This is a genomic window from Ruegeria arenilitoris (assembly GCF_013030265.1).
In the GTDB taxonomy this organism is placed as follows: Bacteria; Pseudomonadota; Alphaproteobacteria; order Rhodobacterales; family Rhodobacteraceae; genus Ruegeria; species Ruegeria arenilitoris_E.
Genome location: NZ_WPZQ01000012.1, coordinates 160,809 through 175,934, shown reverse-complemented (window position 1 = coordinate 175,934; position 15,126 = coordinate 160,809). Strand labels below are relative to the sequence as shown.

The following is a 15,126-nucleotide window of genomic DNA, read 5'->3' as shown; positions in this document are numbered from 1 at the left end:
AAGTCATACAACGGCGTGCGGTTCAAACCAGGCATCTCATAAACCTCTCATTTAGTTGAATCCGGCAGGTATCTGGCATCGTTGGAGAACATGGCGCACATTGCAATGATTGTTTGGTCAACTCAGGAGACGTGTCGATCCATAAACCATGACACTGGTGGCGCAGCGGGGCGGGTATGAAAAAGATCGACAACATTGCGCTGGTTTCAAAATCAGGTCGCTGTGGTTCGTGGACGCCCAGATCGGGGTGATGCAAGGATGGTATACAGCAGCATGCCGCCCTTATGTCTCCTATAGGAAACTTTTCTCCGTTTCACAACATCTCAGCCCGTCTTAGAATAACAGGAAGAAACTCAGGCACGCATTTCAATAGAACCGGCGGGGTCTTGTGAGATCATCAAGGCCACGCGAGGGCCGCATTCAATCTCACAACTGTTCGACAGCCTGCCCCAGCACTTTTAGTCCGGCAACCAGATCACTTTCGGATGTGTCCTCGGCAAAATCGTGACTGATCCCATTGATTGAAGGCACAAACAGCATAGCGACCGGCATCAGGCGGGACACATTGGTTGCATCGTGCAGCGCGCCAGAAGGCATCCGGCGCCACTGATTGGGTGCGATCTGCTCTGCCCCGGCTTCCAGCGCAAGGCGCAGACGCTGATCCATCGCGACCGGCTCAAGACCCAGCATCGGACCGAAACTGAGATCCATTCCAACACGGTCAGCCACTTCCTGCGCGGCGCCCTGGATAATCTCTTCCATACGCCGCAGCCGGTCTGGGTCACCATCACGCCACTGCATGGAAAACCGGACACGCCCGGGAACAATGGAAGAGGCATTTGGGTGAACATCCACATGGCCAATCGTCCAAACGGTTTGGGGCGTAACCACATTCTGAAACCGCTCATTTATCTCGGCGTTGAATAGCGAAAGTGCCTGAAACGCATCGCGGCGCAGATGCATCGGAGTGGTGCCGGCATGGTTTTGCTGCCCCTCAAAGCTGATCACCATGTCACGAATACCAACGATATCGGTCACCACACCGATCAGGTCACCTTCAGCATCCAGCGTTGGCCCTTGTTCGATGTGCATCTCGATAAAGCCTGAGAACCGGGAGGGATCGACAAAACCATGTGCCATATCTGACATGGATGATCGGGCCGCCGCAAAACTCGTACCTGAGTGGTCGGTCAGTGTATCCGCCTTTGCAAGGTCGAGAGTACCCGACCAGACAGCCGAACCTGTGGTTACACCAAACCGGCCCTCTTCATCCTGAAAGCTGACGACGGAGATTGGTCTGTCACTGGAACGCGCGATTTCCAAAGCCGCGATGACGCCCAGCGCGCCATCCAGCCACCCTCCTTCGGGCTGGCTGTCGGAATGAGATCCCATCAGCAGAGAGGTACCCGGTGCCAGACCAAACAAATTGCCCACCGGATCAAAATGAGGGTGCAGTCCGGCTTCCTCCATCCGTCCGGCCAGCCAGCGTCGCGCCGCAATATCAGCATCGGAATAAGCAGGTCTTACCACACCCTTGCCGATACCCGACGCCCCGAATTCACGCAGCTTGTGCAGATCAGCCAGAAACCGGTTTTCATTTACCGTCATGACGTTCCCCAATTTTCCGAACGGCCCAACCATAGACCCGGCATCTGGCCCGGCAAGCTGTGATGTATCGATATGCGACGATTTTTGCCCGTTGCCGATCAAACCCCTCTGGTCCCGGCACGGAACCTGCCCTAAGACTTGCCTGCAAGAGGGACCGTCATGTCACATATCACACTGGTTCGTCACGGACAGGCCAACACCACAGCCCGGGACGAGGAAAATTATGACAAGCTGAGCGATCTGGGTCACCAGCAGGCGCGCTGGCTTGGGGCGCATTTGCGGGACACTCACGCCCACCATCCCCGAGTCTATTGCGGCACCCTGAAACGTCACGCTGAAACCGCTGCCAGCATGGGCTTGCCCGAACCGATCCGGGATGCACGGCTGAACGAGATCGAGTATTTTAATATTGCGAAACTGTTCGAAGAGCAGCACGGAGTAGCCATTCCAACAGATCGCGAAGGGTTCGTGCAGCATCTGCCCCGAACCTTTGACGCTTGGGCCAATGGCGACATCAGGAATGCACCGGAAACATTCGACGAGTTCGAAACACGCGTATCTGATGCCCTGAAAGACATCGGAACCGAAGGTGGTCCGGCAATTGTGGTAACTTCGGGCGGCCTGATCTCGATGGTGGTTCGACAGGCCATGGGTCTGGATATCCAGTCGATGGCCCGAGTGGCCCTTGCGATCATGAACACATCAATGCACCGTCTTTACCCGATCGGCGCTCAGCTAAGCCCGGTCCTGTTCAATGCCGTCCCACATCTGGAATCGCCCGAACGGCACTTTGCCCAGACCCACCTTTGACCGGCACAAACAACGGAGTTCCCTCATGCAGCTCTACTACGCTCCCAGAACCATTTCGGTCGCCGTGGCCATCGCGCTGGAAGAAGCCGGTCTGGAATACGAAGCAATCCGTCTGGATTTCGCAAGCGGTGAGCAAACGCAACCGGCCTATAAGCAGATCAACCCCAAAGGACGGGTTCCTGCCCTCGTTGTCGATGGCGGTATTCTAACGGAAACGGGCGCTCTACTGGAGTATGTAGCCGCAAAGGCACCTCAGGCGGGACTGGTTCCCGTCGATCCGGTGATGGCAGCGCGGATGCGGGAAGTGATGTACTACCTTGCATCGACCATGCATGTGAACCATGCACATAAGATGCGCGGACATCGCTGGGCCGACAAGAAATCCAGCTGGAAAGACATGAAGGACAAGGTAGCACAGACCATGACAGCGTCCTGTGACTACATCTGCTCGAACGGACTGCGCGGGCCGTTTGTGCTGGGCGAGGCGTTCTCGCTGGCCGACGCATACCTGTATGTGGTCTGCAGCTGGCTGGAAGGCGACGGTGTCGATGTCCCGACCTTTCCGAAAATTCTCGCCTTCCGTGAGGCGATGGAGGCACGCGTCTCGGTTCAGGCGGTTCACGCCGCCGGAATGCTCTGACAAAAGGAATATACATGACACATCTCTGGGTCCGGGCAGAACAACGCCCGAACGAAGAACGGGTGGGCCTGACGCCCGAAGGCGCGAAGGCACTGATCGCCTCGGGTATTCGTGTCACGGTCGAGGAAAGCCACGTCCGGGCAATCCCGATCGATGGCTACAAGGATGCCGGGTGTGAGATCGCGGCTGAAAACTCGTGGCCTGAGGCCCCGGCCGATGCGATCATCTTCGGCCTCAAGGAACTGCCCGAGGATGGCACACCCCTGCCCCACCGCCACATCATGTTTGGTCATGCCTACAAGGGCCAGCATTCCGGTCGTGCGCTACTGGAGCGGTTTAAGGCTGGCGGCGGTACACTTTATGATCTGGAATACCTTGTGGAAGAGAATGGCCGACGCGTCGCCGCCTTTGGATACTGGGCCGGATATGCAGGCGCGGCAGTCACACTCAAGACCTGGGCCGCTCAGCAACGGGGTGAAGAATGTCCGCCCGTCGGCGTCTACCCCGGCAAGGATGTCCTGAACGCCGAACTGTTGGCCGAATTGGACGCAACCGGGCAAGCGCGCCCGCGCGCCATTGTAATCGGTGCGCTGGGACGTGTTGGCACCGGTGCTGCAGATTTATGCGAGGCTATGGGCGTCAGTGTCACGAAATGGGACATGGCAGAAACCGCAAGCGGCGGGCCTTTTCCCGAGATCCTTGAACATGATCTGTACCTGAACTGCATCTTTGCACGTCCCGGCACACCGGTCTTTGTCCCGCGCGAAGCACTTACTGCGCAGCGCAATCTGACTGCCATAGGCGATGTCGCCTGCGATCCGGACAGCGACTATAACCCGGTACCTGTCTATGACCGGGCCACCACCTGGGACCATCCTGCCCTGCGTGTCGCCACTGATCCTATTCTGGATGTGACGGCCATCGACAACCTACCGTCGATGCTGCCAGTCGAAAGCTCCGAAGATTACGCAGCGCAATTACTACCTTCGCTCCTGACCCTGACTGCTCTGGAAAACGGCGTCTGGGGCCGGGCAGCGGCTACCTACAACACTCATATCGAAGGGATCTGAGCGATGACGATTCATTGGTGTGGCACCGGCCTGTCGGCCATCCCCGGCCTTCGCCGCCTGATCGAGGCGGATCACAAGGTTACCGTATGGAACCGGACTATCGAAAAGGCAAAGGCTGAAATCGGTGATCTGACGGATGACATCCATGTCTTCGACATTGATGCGATTGCTAAGGTTCTGAAACCTGGCGACGTGATCGTCTCGATGCTGCCCGGAGACTGGCATGTACCTCTGGCTGAACTTGCCATCTCGAAAGGTGCGAATTTCGTTTCATCCTCCTACATCGCGCCCGAGATGCGTGCGTTGGATGACAAGGCACTTGAGGCCGGTGTGGCATTGGTGAACGAGGTTGGGCTGGACCCGGGCATCGACCACCTGATGGCCCACGCACTGGTTGATGACTACCGCGCCTCGGATGCGTTTGATCCGGAAAACCATCTGAGCTTTATCTCTTACTGTGGCGGCATCCCCAAGAACCCCAATCCGTTCCGCTACAAGTTCAGCTGGTCACCACTCGGCGTACTCAAGGCTTTGCGGTCTCCGTCCAGATCGATCCGGAATTACGCCCCGCTTGACGTGGCGCGCCCTTGGGATGCGATCAGCACCTACATCGCCCCGCTACCGTCCCCGGAAAGCTTTGAAGTTTATCCGAACCGGGATTCACTGCCTTTCATGCAGCAGTACCATTTCGAAGAGCATTGGCCGGTCAAAGAATTCGTCCGCGGTACATTGCGGTTGAACGGGTGGTCCGATGCATGGTCCGACGTATTCAGCGAAATCGAAACCTTGTCTGGCCCGGAAGGTGATGCCCGACTGAAGGAAATGTCGGATCAGTTCTGGGATGAGAATGCCTATGACGAAGGCGAACCGGACCGGGTTGTCCTTTGCGTTGGGCTTAAGGCAGAGAACGAAGGCCGCGAAGTCTGGAACAAAACCTATGTGATGGATGCATGGGGTGACGAGCGCGGAACCGCCATGGCGCGGTTGGTTTCAATTCCGGTTTCACTTGCGGTTGAGGCCGTACTGAACCGAGAGATCCCGGCCGGCGTACACGCCGCCCCCAGCGATCCGAAACTGGTGCAGGGCTGGATGGCAGAGATCGACAAGCTGGCGCAACACCTTCAGATCGTCGATCACACCTAATGACGAAACTCGGACGAGCGGAATACGCTGTCGGATTTCTTATTTGCCGCGTCTGATACCCAAAAAAGCAAGGGCCATTCCTGAACATACGGAATGGCCCTTTGCTTTTACGTCTGGCGCGGATCGCTGATCAAATGACATCAGTATTCAAATGTATCTTTCGATCGTTTCATCGATATCGCTGCGGTTGATCCCAAGATCAGAAAGCTCGCTGTCGGACAAGCGGCCAAGCTCCTGAGCTGCACCAACAATATCTTTCCGGATTGCGCGTATTCTCATGGCCCGGTCAAACAACGCCAAAGCGCTGGCGGATGGGACCGTTTCAAGCATCGGATATGTGTCCAATTCCCGTACCTCCTCATAACCCGTTGATTGGCGTTCAATGAACCAATCAGAAGCGGTCAGTGTACATTCTGCCGAATGGGCTCATGGTGATAAACGCTCTGATATGCACGCCGGTGAATTTCGCTGCGTGGAATACCGATATCCTGCAGGCGCTGATCACTAAGCTGCTCCAGCTCGCGAACTGTTTTTGTGTAGATCCGACGACGAAAGTTCTCGACTCTGGCCTCGGCATAATTGGCAAACAGGCCACCAAACAAACCTTTTTGCGCCTTGATTGACTGAACGTTTTCCATTTTCGTGCTCCTCCTGATCTGATCTTCGTTGCGGTTGTAAGATCAGATAAAGGAACGCTTGCTTAACGAAATCGGGCCGTTTCATTAATCTATGTTTAGAATACGCAGCTGCGTCAGGAGATAATGCGAAAAGCCTGTCACAGTTGAAACCGATACCTAGTCCTCGGGCTCAAGCACCAGTTGAAGGACAAATCTTGTTGCAGGTTCCGTCTCTTCACGCGCGAGCAATTCCCGAAACAACGGATCAAGCCTGTCATCATTCCAGTCGCGCATTGCAAAGGCGATCTGCCCAGCCAATGATACATCGGCCCCTAGTACACGTTCATAGACTTCAGCAATTTGCGGACGAAACTCAGGGATCGCTGACCCGGCGTCCGATAGTGCTCGGATCAGGATCAGCTTGTCTTCACTTGGCCAATCAGCCTGCGTCACCCACCCATCAATGGCGGTAATTGCGAAAGTGCCATCCACCTCGATACCGGCCAATGCCCACTCATGCAGGTTCGGCCCTGCTGTCTTCAATCTTGCCAGATAGCGGGACCGGACGACCTCAATCGCATCCGGGTCGGTCTGCAAACCCAAAAGCCGTATGGAGGCCGGAGCATAGTTCAGCCTCTGAATGCTGCCGATATCATCGAACAGTTGATCTGTGAGCGCTGAAACATTCGTCTGCCGGACCAACGCATACGGAGCGCGGTAGACCTCTACCAGTGCAGTATCCCGCAAAACTCGATCTTCACTGGACAGATAGTTGGCGAAGAATTGTATACGTTCGGACGTTCCACCTATGCCTGGTTTCCAGTGAACACCGTGACTTTGCAGGATTTCAACGAACTGTGACCGTTCCGCCGACATCAGGAACAGCTTTCTCCAGCCTTTGGACAGTTTACGCCCGGCCTGATCCTGACTTTCAGCACCGTAGACAAACAAGACTGTCCGATCTGGATCTGACAGAAACATCTTTCGCGTTGTTGAATCGACCAGAAACGGGATCTCGGGCAAGTTCTCTACCTGCTCTTTCGTCCCTTTGAGAACCTCGGCAAGTATGTATCTGAATGCGTTGTCAGGCGACGGGCGCGCCAGAACAATTACATCTGCTGAAAGCAGACGATCCCCAAGCGATGCTTCAGGCAACGAGATACAAACGACACAGGCATCAGCGGGGCGCGGATCCAGAATTCGCGCCAACAACATGGCTACAACAAAAATGGCCTTCAAACCGCTTTGCATCAGCGTAAGGATAGCGCGACAAAGCGTTTACGGCGACAAATTTGAATCCGAGAAGCGCTTAGGTCCGTTTTATGGAACTTCGCAACAAAACCGTGATGGTTGGCTACATCAGATCGTTTTCGACGTCCTCGGCTGAAATGCCCAGCGCATCCAGTCCGTTTTCGAGATGATCCGACAGGTGCGGTGTTCCGATCAGGTAATCGGCGCAAGGGGTCGAAGCCTCGGATTTAGCCGTTGCTATGGCCTCGGCCAAATCTTCGGCGAAAAAGCTCTCGCGGCCGATCCACATGATCGCCACCAGTTCGGCCTGTTCGTCTTCGCTCATCCGGTCGACAAAGGCTCGAAGTTCACCTTCGGCCCGATTTAATTCGCGCCCCATCATGGCGACCTGGGCAACTTTTCTTGCCGAGATTTCCAACATGCGTTCAAACTCCTCTGTCCGCGATTTCAGTTTATCACAAACAGCTAAGCAGATGCGCGTCTTTGATCTCACTCAAACAAATCGGGGCATCGCATACATCTTAACGATGGGATCGTGAAACAGGCTGTTTGGGAACCGGGGCCTTCCTGAAAGGCCGAAACTTCGCCTTTTTCATCCAAAGCCGCAGGCCCTGCCACAAGATCAAAGCAAATGCGCGCCTGGCTCCAAAAGGACGACGTATAAGCGACCAGAGAATTGTGCGGTTTGAAAGTTCGGACCTCGATCCTGTCAGGGTTGCGATCAGCCCCCCCCGCGCACGACCGTAGTCGATCCACACACCGATGCGGTCGGAGCGATAGTCAAAGCGGAACGTATATGTGCCCTCGATCTTCTGAAACGGGGATACATGCATCAGTTTATCGGCGATGATGCGGTCTGTTGGCAAAATGGGCGACATGTCGGGATTACAGCAAAGATAGCTATGTCGCGTTCCGTAGGTGTTGGTGACCTCAGCAAGCACTGCGTAAAGCTGATCATCACTGTCAAAGCAGAACCAGAAACTGACCGGATTGAAAACGTATCCAAATACACGGGGCTGCGTCAGCAACTCGATACGGTCAGGTTGGGGAAATGCGAGTTCATCAAAACACTCACGCAACCATTTTGCAGCGCGCCCATGCTTTGGATCGCCTCCGTGATCCCGGGTCCGCCATCCCATGATGTTTGCGCGATCCAGTGAAAACAGAGACGGGGTTGCAGGTCGATCCTCCGGATCCAGCAGGATGTAGTCGATGGAATAGCGAAATGCGTTTTCGATATTGCCTTTGCGTCCATGGTAGGTATGCGCCGCGATATGCTGGACGCGGTCCAGTCGCGAACCATAGTCATGAAAGCGTTTGGGGTTGCCGATGACGGCACCCTCTGCATGTGTGCTTTCAAACTGTTCAAATGGCATTCTTTTCTCCGCAACACCTTACGGTGCACTACGAAGAATATCGCAATCCGGATTAAAATTCGCATTCAAAGTGATCCGGCTTGGGCAAGGCCCCGTAATGCGGTTATGTTTACCGAGATTGACATCGCGACCATGGATGAACCTGCGGCGGATTCAGTGCCTCCGCAACCTTGGCGCACAAATAAACGCATCAAGGGTAAACCGGTGAACGGAACAAAAAAGAGTTGCGACACCAGAGCCGAGTGGGTGAACCACATCAAACGCATAAGGGACGCTCAGGATCAGGCGGCCTTTGCCGAGCTGTTTCAGCACTTCGCCCCACGCGTCAAGGCGTTTCTGATCCGGTCCGGATCTGACGCGACAACGGCTGAGGAATGTGCGCAAGAGGTCATGGCCACACTGTGGCACAAGGCGCACTTATTCGACCCAAGCCGTGCAACGGTCGCCACCTGGGTGTTCACGATTGCGCGGAACAAACGAATAGACGTGATCCGAAAACAAAGACGCCCGGAACCGGAAGAACTGGACTGGGGTCCGGAAGCGGAACCGGAACAGGATGACGTAATCGCATTGCAGCAGGAAACTGCACAGCTTCGAACGGCCATTCTGGCTTTGCCCGAAGCGCAAAGAGAACTGATCGAAAAGGCATATTTCGGAGACCTGAGTCACCGGGAAATTGCCTCTCAGACGGGGCTACCGCTGGGAACGATCAAATCACGAATTAGGCTGGCGCTGGATCGCTTGCGCCACGCGATGAACTGAGATGACGACGATGAGCAAGAGTATAAAACATCACCTCACAGATGACCTGTTGATGGCCTACGCTGCCGGCAATCTGCCCGAGGCGTTTGACCTGATGGTTGCCACGCATCTGTCGCTCTGCGACCACTGCCGCGCACGGGCTGAAAGCTTTGAGGCCGTGGGTGGACAGGTTCTGGAAGATCAGGCCCAGACGGCGCAGATGGGATCGGACGCGCTTGCGGCAACGATGGCTTTGATCTCGCAAGGTGCTCCAACACCCAAACCTGCGCATAAGAAATGTGCAGTGCTGCCCGCTCCATTGCAGGACTATGTCGGCGGAGATGTGAACGACATTCGGTGGCGACCGGTTGGTATGGGCGTCAAACAAGCGATCCTGCCAACGACCAATGAGGCAACTGCCCGGTTGCTGTTCATACCTGCGGGCGCAGCCGTACCGGATCACAGTCATCGCGGGATCGAGATGACCATGGTTCTGCAGGGCGCGTTCTCGGATGAGGTTGATCATTTCGCACGAGGTGATGTCGAGATTGCGGATCAGGATCTGGAGCATATGCCCGTCGCTGATATCTCAGAAGACTGCATCTGTCTGGCAGTGACTGACGCGCCGTTGAAGTTCACCAAACTCATGCCGCGTTTGTTCCAGCCATTCCTTCGGATCTGAGTTTCTCGGAAATTTGAATAAACGCCCGAAAACCGGCGTCGCAATGGCGTCGGATTCGGGTAACCTCCGGGCATGAGATTTGATCTGCCCGATGACGATACGCTTTACTCTGCCCTGATGACGCGCGATCCCTCGTGGGATGGGCGCGCTTACGTGGGCGTTACCTCGACCGGTGTGTTTTGCCGACTGACCTGTCCGGCCCGCAAACCGAAACGTGAGAACTGCCAGTTCTTTGCGAACATCGCAGACTGCCTGAATGCGGGGTTTAGAGCCTGCAAACGCTGCTGCCCGATGGCACCTGCCGCTCAGTCTGACCCGGCCATTTCATCGCTTCTGGCGAAACTCGAGTCCGATCCTACCCGTCGCTGGCGCGAAGCTGACATCGTTGCAATGGGTCATGACCCTTCTACCATCCGCCGTGCCTTTAAACGCCATTTCGGCACCACCTTCCTGGACATGGCACGACAAGCTCGGTTGCAGGCAGGTTTGACCACTCTGGCACAGGGTGGAAAAGTCATCGATGCGCAGCTTGAGGCGGGATTTGACTCTCCGGCAGCCTTTCGCGTGGCTTTCGCAAAGCTGCTGGGTTTGCCGCCCGGTGCTTTCAAAGCCAATGCGATGCTGCGGGCTGATTGGTTCGACACGCCTTTGGGTGCGATGATTGCGATCAGCGATCCGGGTCACCTTCACCTGCTTGAATTTGCCGATCGCAAAGCGCTGCCTTCCGAGCTGAAACGGATCCACGAGGCCTGCAAAGGGTCACTGGGTTTTGGCCGTTTCGCACCAACCGACCAGGCCGAAGCGCAGCTAGAGGCGTTTTTTCAGGGCCGCTCAGCCCAGTTCGATCTACCACTTGCACTGCACGGCACTGAATTCACCAAAGCGGTATGGCGCATTCTGCAAACACTGCCTGCTGGGACCACGCAGTCTTATTCGGATATCGCGCGCCGCCTTGGACGACCTGATGCGGTTCGGGCTGTCGCGCGCGCAAACGGGGCAAATCAGATTGCGATCATTATCCCCTGTCACCGTGTTCTGGGGGCTGACGGTACGCTGACCGGGTATGGCGGCGGCCTTTGGCGCAAACAAAAACTCATCGAACTGGAACGGCACTACGCCCCGAAAGAAAGGCATCCTGCATGACTCAATCCGACAAGGCGCGCAATTTCGCAGCGCTGCATCAGCCTGGAAAACCGCTGATCCTTTACAACGCTTGGGATGCAGGCAGTGCGCAAGCCATCAGCAAAGCCGGCGCTTTGGCTATTGCAACGGGCAGTTGGTCACTGGCAGCGGCACAGGGTTACAAGGATGGCCAGGACATGCCGCTTTCTTTTGCCACGCAAATCCTCGAACGCATGGTTGGTTCGGTAGATCTGCCCGTCAGCTTTGACTTTGAGGCTGGTTTTGCAGAGGACCTCGACACGCTGGCTAACAATATTGAACAGGTCATTTCCGCGGGCGCGATTGGGGTCAATTTCGAGGACCGTTTGATTGGTGAAGTCGGATTGCGCTCTGCATCAGATCAGGCCGATCGCATTGCAACCTTGCGTCGTGTGGCCGACGCTAAGGGCATCCCACTATTCATCAATGCCCGAACCGATGTTTTCTTCCAGGGCAGCAAACCCGAAGAGCATGCTGATCTAATGAAGGAGGCACAGACCCGCGCCCAGTCCTATGCGGATGCAGGAGCAAACGGGATATTCGTCCCCGGACTGATCACACCCGAACTGATCGGCAATTTCTGTGCAGAAGCCCCATTGCCGGTCAATATCATGCAGATCGGGCAGGCTCCGGATCACGCCACTCTTGCTGATCTCGGCGTCGCGCGGATCAGCCATGGACCTGCGCCTTATCTGGCAGCCATGGCAAATGTCACCAATGCGGCGACCGCTGCACTAAAGGTCTAATCCGGGCATTTAGTTCGAAATCAGCCCTCGGTTTTACCCAGCGGAACCACGTTCGGGTGTTCATCCGGGGCAAGCTCTTCGAAATCGAAATTGTCCAGACGCTGAGCGCGGCGGCCAGCTTTTTCCGCGCTGATCTTGATCTCTGAAATATCCTTGGCCGCCTGTCCAAAGTGCCGATCAAGATTGCTGACACGATCACCGAGACGGTCAACATCCTTGTGCAACATCCCCAACTCCTTGCGGATTGCACCCGCCTGCTCCCGCATTCTTGCATCCTTGAGGATCGCGCGCATCGTATTCAGGGTTGCCATGCAAGTGGTGGGTGAAACGATCCAGACGCGTTTGGCAAAGCTCTCCTGAACCAGTTCCGGAAACTTGGCATGCAGCTCGGCATAGACCGCCTCGGATGGCAAAAACATCAACGCACCATCGGCTGTTTCCCCATCAAGGATATATTTCTCCGAGATATCGGTGATGTGCTTGCGAACGGTGCTGCGAAACATCTGAACCGCTGCTTTCAGCTCCATGTCATTTGTGGACCCGATCAGTGCTTCATACGCCTCAAGCGGGAACTTACTGTCGATCACGATAGGCCCGGGCGGGTTTGGAAGATGGATCAGACAGTCGGCGCGACGGCCATTTGACAGTGTCGCCTGAAGCGAGAAACTGTCTGTCGGCAAAGCCTTGGACACGATGTCGTTCAGCTGGATTTCGCCAAACGCACCACGGGTCTGTTTGTTGGACAGGATATCCTGCAGGGACAACACGTCGCCTGACAGCTTGGTGATGTTGTCCTGCGCTTTGTCGATGGCGGCCAGTCGCTCCTGCAACTGCGTCAAAGAAGTAGCGGTCTGCTTCGAGGATCCATGCAGGGATTCCTTCATCCGTTCCTGCATCTCGGCCAGCGCGCGCGCCGATTTCATCGCGTTGTCTGCCAAACGATCATTCATCTGCTGCTGCACCGAGGACAGCCGCGACTCGACGGTCTGGATCACCTGCACATGTGCATTGGCTTGTGTATCTGAAACCTGCTGCAACCCACCGCGCAACTGATCTTGTCCCTGACCCAATTGCTGAACGTGCTGTCCCAGATGTGCCATCTGCCGTGCCAGAGGCTCGGCCATTCGCGCAGACCTGTTGGCCGCGCGCAGGGATAGAAACAACAACATCAGAATCAGCAGCAGCGCACCGGCCCCGATCAGAACCGCCATGACCACCGGGTCATTCAAACTATACTGGTTGCCTGCAATCTCGATCATGTCAGCTCATTTGTTCTTGTTTTGTTTTACCCTTCATACCCGGGTAAGGAAATTGGATCAACTACGCCCGAACAGCCGTTCGATATCGCTCAGTTTCAATTCCACATATGTAGGTCGTCCGTGGTTGCATTGACCGGAATGGGGCGTTGCCTCCATTTCGCGCAACAGGGCGTTCATTTCTTCGGCTCGCATCCGGCGACCCGAACGTACCGAGCCATGGCAAGCCACCCGGCTGAGGATCGCCTCGATCCGGGCCTGCACCGTCTGGCTTTCACCCTGATCGGCAAGTTCATCGAGGATATCCAGAACCATTGCGCGCGCATCAACTTCGCCCAGGATGGCAGGAGTTTCGCGCACTGCCACCGCGCCGCCTCCAAATGGTTCGATGGTCAATCCTAGGCGGGTCAGGTCAGCCGTGACTGCCATCAGCCGCGCGCAATCGCCTTCGGACAGCTCGACAATTTCTGGGATCAGCAACGCCTGCGCTGCGACTCCATTCTCAGCCATCTGAGTTTTGAGCTTTTCATAGACCAGCCGTTCATGGGCTGCGTGCTGATCAACGATCACCATGCCGTCTGCGGTCTGGGCAATGATATAGTTTTCATGAACCTGCCCACGTGCTGCACCAAGCGGCAGATCGCTGGCCGTAGGTTCGTGCACCTCAGCGATCGGGTCGGGGGCAGGAACCGGTTCGATCACTCTGCCGCTGTAGTCATTCGACAATTCGGCAAATCCCGGAGACTGCGCCTGAAACGCGACCTGTCGAGCTGCGGGCGAAGGGCGATCCATCTGATACACCCGCGCCGGACCGGGGGAGGCTGGTTCGGGCCGCATCGCCCCGAGCGTTGCATTGGCGACGGTCGAAGACGCGCGGTGGCCCGCATCCGCCAATGCGTGCCGCAGGGCTGAAACGATCAATCCACGCGCAAGCCCGGGATCGCGAAATCTGACCTCGGATTTGGCAGGATGGACATTCACATCTACCAGAGTCGGATCACAATCGATGAACAAGGCGGCAGCCGGATGGCGGTCCCGGCTGAGGAAATCGAAATAGGCCGCGCGCAAAGCTCCGGTCAGCATTTTGTCCCGGACAGGCCGCCCGTTCACAAACAGGTACTGTGCCACTGCCGCGCCACGCGAATAGGTTGGCAATGCAGCATAGCCATAGAGGCGAATGCCCTCGCGCGTGGCGTCGATCTGCAAGGCATTCTCGGCGAATTCGCGGCCCAGCACACGGGCTAGCCGGGCGTGCAGCGCATCAAACAGGTCTCCATTCTCGCGATCGGCCCGAAAGACGACGCGCCCTTCTCCTCCGCCCGAGACATCGCGCAGGGTAAAGGTGACAGAGGGTTCCGCCATGGCCAGACGCTTGACTGTATCCGAAATCGCCTGCGCTTCGGCCCGATCCGTACGCATGAATTTCAAACGGGCGGGTGTGGCAAAGAACAGATCGCGCAGCTCAACCACCGTTCCGCTGCGAAGGGCGGCTGGTTTCACCGCTTCCATCTTGCCACCTGCCACGCGGATTGAGGCGGCTTCGCCCCCAGCAGCGCGACTTGTGATCGTTAGTCGACCGACGGCACCCAGCGATGGCAAGGCCTCACCACGAAATCCGAAAGTGTGAATGTTCAGAAGGTCCGAGCCATCGATCTTGGAGGTTGCATGACGCGACAAGGCCAGCGGCAAATCTGCTGCTGAGATCCCACATCCATCATCGGTTACGCGGATCAGGGTTTTGCCGCCATCGGCGATATCGATGGCGATTCTGGTCGCGCCGGCATCTATGGCATTTTCCACCAGTTCCTTGACGGCGGATGCCGGGCGCTCCACGACTTCACCGGCAGCGATACGGTTGATTGCCGCATCGTCGAGTTGCCGGATTACCGGTCGATTTTCGCTGATATTGGGGTTCGCCTGCACCATACCGCTAGACCTAGCACGACCCGACGCGATTCTGCCACCGGTTTGAGGATTGTATTTTAGCGGGAGGGGGGCGTCCGGATGATTGCGGCAGGCTAACAA

Annotated in this window: 16 protein-coding genes; 8 read left to right on the top strand and 8 right to left on the bottom strand. The window is 56.3% G+C overall.

Going from position 1 to position 15,126, the window contains the following annotated elements:
* Positions 1 to 426 precede the first annotated feature (426 nt).
* On the bottom strand, positions 427 to 1,608 hold the full coding sequence (locus GOX61_RS19710) for a Zn-dependent hydrolase (RefSeq protein WP_170336500.1): 1,182 nt from the start codon (positions 1,606 to 1,608) through the stop codon (positions 427 to 429).
* Between the two features lie 159 nt (positions 1,609 to 1,767).
* Between GOX61_RS19710 and GOX61_RS19705 the strand changes: the two genes are divergently transcribed.
* The 4 genes from GOX61_RS19705 to GOX61_RS19690 are packed head-to-tail and all read left to right on the top strand — an operon-like array spanning position 1,768 to position 5,271.
* Positions 1,768 to 2,418, top strand: a complete 651-nt coding sequence (locus GOX61_RS19705; protein ID WP_155146265.1) for a histidine phosphatase family protein — start codon at positions 1,768 to 1,770, stop codon at positions 2,416 to 2,418.
* A gap of 25 nt (positions 2,419 to 2,443) precedes the next feature.
* Positions 2,444 to 3,058 (top strand): glutathione S-transferase family protein, encoded by a 615-nt coding sequence (locus GOX61_RS19700; RefSeq protein ID WP_170336498.1) that lies wholly within the window; start codon positions 2,444 to 2,446, stop codon positions 3,056 to 3,058.
* 14 nt (positions 3,059 to 3,072) lie between these two features.
* Positions 3,073 to 4,128 carry a saccharopine dehydrogenase gene (locus tag GOX61_RS19695; protein WP_170336496.1) on the top strand — a complete coding sequence of 352 codons (1,056 nt, stop codon included), beginning with the start codon at positions 3,073 to 3,075 and terminating at the stop codon, positions 4,126 to 4,128.
* Positions 4,129 to 4,131: 3 nt separating this feature from the next.
* Positions 4,132 to 5,271, top strand: a complete 1,140-nt coding sequence (locus GOX61_RS19690; protein WP_170336495.1) for a saccharopine dehydrogenase family protein — start codon at positions 4,132 to 4,134, stop codon at positions 5,269 to 5,271.
* A gap of 147 nt (positions 5,272 to 5,418) precedes the next feature.
* Here the strand turns inward: GOX61_RS19690 and GOX61_RS19685 are convergent, their stop codons facing one another.
* The 5 genes from GOX61_RS19685 to GOX61_RS19665 form a co-directional block, all read right to left on the bottom strand.
* The gene (locus tag GOX61_RS19685; RefSeq protein WP_155146273.1) at positions 5,419 to 5,601 is read right to left on the bottom strand and encodes a DUF1127 domain-containing protein; all 183 of its coding nucleotides are present in this window, start codon (positions 5,599 to 5,601) and stop codon (positions 5,419 to 5,421) included.
* Between the two features lie 71 nt (positions 5,602 to 5,672).
* A complete protein-coding gene (locus GOX61_RS19680) occupies positions 5,673 to 5,909 on the bottom strand; it encodes a DUF1127 domain-containing protein (protein WP_170336493.1) in 237 nt (78 codons plus the stop codon).
* A gap of 156 nt (positions 5,910 to 6,065) precedes the next feature.
* Positions 6,066 to 7,139, bottom strand: coding sequence for a hypothetical protein (locus GOX61_RS19675; RefSeq protein WP_217353935.1), 1,074 nt, complete (start codon positions 7,137 to 7,139; stop codon positions 6,066 to 6,068).
* A 103-nt stretch (positions 7,140 to 7,242) separates the two neighbouring features.
* Positions 7,243 to 7,560, bottom strand: coding sequence for a DUF3775 domain-containing protein (locus GOX61_RS19670; RefSeq protein WP_155146279.1), 318 nt, complete (start codon positions 7,558 to 7,560; stop codon positions 7,243 to 7,245).
* A gap of 100 nt (positions 7,561 to 7,660) precedes the next feature.
* On the bottom strand, positions 7,661 to 8,431 hold the full coding sequence (locus GOX61_RS19665) for a DUF1365 domain-containing protein (RefSeq protein WP_254436929.1): 771 nt from the start codon (positions 8,429 to 8,431) through the stop codon (positions 7,661 to 7,663).
* Positions 8,432 to 8,761: 330 nt separating this feature from the next.
* Here GOX61_RS19665 and GOX61_RS19660 point away from each other — a divergent pair, with 330 nt between their 5' ends.
* The 4 genes from GOX61_RS19660 to GOX61_RS19645 all read left to right on the top strand — a co-directional run bounded on the left by GOX61_RS19660 (position 8,762) and on the right by GOX61_RS19645 (position 11,845).
* Positions 8,762 to 9,277 (top strand): sigma-70 family RNA polymerase sigma factor, encoded by a 516-nt coding sequence (locus tag GOX61_RS19660; protein WP_437436578.1) that lies wholly within the window; start codon positions 8,762 to 8,764, stop codon positions 9,275 to 9,277.
* A 10-nt stretch (positions 9,278 to 9,287) separates the two neighbouring features.
* Positions 9,288 to 9,938 carry a ChrR family anti-sigma-E factor gene (locus GOX61_RS19655; protein WP_170336485.1) on the top strand — a complete coding sequence of 217 codons (651 nt, stop codon included), beginning with the start codon at positions 9,288 to 9,290 and terminating at the stop codon, positions 9,936 to 9,938.
* 72 nt (positions 9,939 to 10,010) lie between these two features.
* Positions 10,011 to 11,081, top strand: a complete 1,071-nt coding sequence (locus tag GOX61_RS19650; RefSeq protein ID WP_170336483.1) for a bifunctional transcriptional activator/DNA repair enzyme AdaA — start codon at positions 10,011 to 10,013, stop codon at positions 11,079 to 11,081.
* The gene (locus GOX61_RS19645) at positions 11,078 to 11,845 is read left to right on the top strand and encodes an isocitrate lyase/PEP mutase family protein (RefSeq protein WP_170336481.1); all 768 of its coding nucleotides are present in this window, start codon (positions 11,078 to 11,080) and stop codon (positions 11,843 to 11,845) included. Before GOX61_RS19650 ends, GOX61_RS19645 begins: the two co-directional genes overlap by 4 nt.
* Before the next feature lie 20 nt (positions 11,846 to 11,865).
* On the opposite strand, the gene GOX61_RS19640 is transcribed toward GOX61_RS19645, so the two are convergent.
* Together GOX61_RS19640 and mutL are read right to left on the bottom strand one after the other, a co-directional pair.
* Positions 11,866 to 13,104: a DNA recombination protein RmuC gene (locus GOX61_RS19640; protein ID WP_170336479.1), complete on the bottom strand. Its 1,239-nt coding sequence runs from the start codon at positions 13,102 to 13,104 to the stop codon at positions 11,866 to 11,868.
* Positions 13,105 to 13,161: 57 nt separating this feature from the next.
* A complete protein-coding gene (mutL, locus tag GOX61_RS19635; protein ID WP_170336478.1) occupies positions 13,162 to 15,027 on the bottom strand; it encodes a DNA mismatch repair endonuclease MutL in 1,866 nt (621 codons plus the stop codon).
* Positions 15,028 to 15,126 lie beyond the last annotated feature (99 nt).

What these genes read in the sequence shown, in the direction of transcription:
- GOX61_RS19675 (WP_217353935.1), bottom strand. Translation starts at nt 7,139, where the DNA reads ATGCAAAGCGGTTTGAAGGCCATTTTTGTTGTAGCCATGTTGTTGGCG.
- GOX61_RS19700 (WP_170336498.1), top strand. Translation starts at nt 2,444, where the DNA reads ATGCAGCTCTACTACGCTCCCAGAACCATTTCGGTCGCCGTGGCCATC.
- GOX61_RS19680 (WP_170336493.1), bottom strand. Translation starts at nt 5,909, where the DNA reads ATGGAAAACGTTCAGTCAATCAAGGCGCAAAAAGGTTTGTTTGGTGGC.
- GOX61_RS19655 (WP_170336485.1), top strand. Translation starts at nt 9,288, where the DNA reads ATGAGCAAGAGTATAAAACATCACCTCACAGATGACCTGTTGATGGCC.
- mutL (WP_170336478.1), bottom strand. Translation starts at nt 15,027, where the DNA reads ATGGTGCAGGCGAACCCCAATATCAGCGAAAATCGACCGGTAATCCGG.
- GOX61_RS19685 (WP_155146273.1), bottom strand. Translation starts at nt 5,601, where the DNA reads ATGCTTGAAACGGTCCCATCCGCCAGCGCTTTGGCGTTGTTTGACCGG.
- GOX61_RS19705 (WP_155146265.1), top strand. Translation starts at nt 1,768, where the DNA reads ATGTCACATATCACACTGGTTCGTCACGGACAGGCCAACACCACAGCC.
- GOX61_RS19640 (WP_170336479.1), bottom strand. Translation starts at nt 13,104, where the DNA reads ATGATCGAGATTGCAGGCAACCAGTATAGTTTGAATGACCCGGTGGTC.
- GOX61_RS19650 (WP_170336483.1), top strand. Translation starts at nt 10,011, where the DNA reads ATGAGATTTGATCTGCCCGATGACGATACGCTTTACTCTGCCCTGATG.
- GOX61_RS19670 (WP_155146279.1), bottom strand. Translation starts at nt 7,560, where the DNA reads ATGTTGGAAATCTCGGCAAGAAAAGTTGCCCAGGTCGCCATGATGGGG.
- GOX61_RS19690 (WP_170336495.1), top strand. Translation starts at nt 4,132, where the DNA reads ATGACGATTCATTGGTGTGGCACCGGCCTGTCGGCCATCCCCGGCCTT.
- GOX61_RS19710 (WP_170336500.1), bottom strand. Translation starts at nt 1,608, where the DNA reads ATGACGGTAAATGAAAACCGGTTTCTGGCTGATCTGCACAAGCTGCGT.
- GOX61_RS19695 (WP_170336496.1), top strand. Translation starts at nt 3,073, where the DNA reads ATGACACATCTCTGGGTCCGGGCAGAACAACGCCCGAACGAAGAACGG.
- GOX61_RS19645 (WP_170336481.1), top strand. Translation starts at nt 11,078, where the DNA reads ATGACTCAATCCGACAAGGCGCGCAATTTCGCAGCGCTGCATCAGCCT.